This window comes from Streptomyces sp. P9(2023), assembly GCF_032436795.1.
In the GTDB taxonomy this organism is placed as follows: Bacteria; Actinomycetota; Actinomycetes; order Streptomycetales; family Streptomycetaceae; genus Streptomyces.
The window spans coordinates 1-312 of record NZ_JAUPWM010000304.1; the positions used below are offsets into that span (position 1 = coordinate 1).

A 312-nucleotide genomic window follows, 5' to 3' on the forward strand; every position below is an offset into this window, starting at 1 on the left:
CGCTGCGTAATGGTAAAGAGTATGAGCCCGTAGGCTTTTTAGATGACAGCAAAGAACTGCAGCGCCATTCAGTACAAGGGCTGAAGGTGTATCATCCCAGCAAGGTCGACGAGCTGGTGGATGTTCTAGGCGTTGAGAAAATCTTGTTGGCTATGCCAAGTGCCAGCCGCGCTAAGCGTCGTGACATTTTGGAAGCTTTAGAGTCCCTACCCGTGCCGGTGCAAACGGTACCGGGCTTGGCGGATATGGTGTCTGGCCGTGCGAAAACGACCGAAATTCGCGATGTCGCCGTTGAAGATTTGCTAGGCCGGG

1 protein-coding gene is annotated in these 312 nt (G+C 53.8%); it reads left to right on the forward strand.

Features of this window, described 5'->3' with window-relative positions; all coding sequences use genetic code 11:
• The coding region (locus tag Q5762_RS37720) for a nucleoside-diphosphate sugar epimerase/dehydratase (protein WP_399495567.1) at nt 1-312 on the forward strand (312 nt) is incomplete at both ends.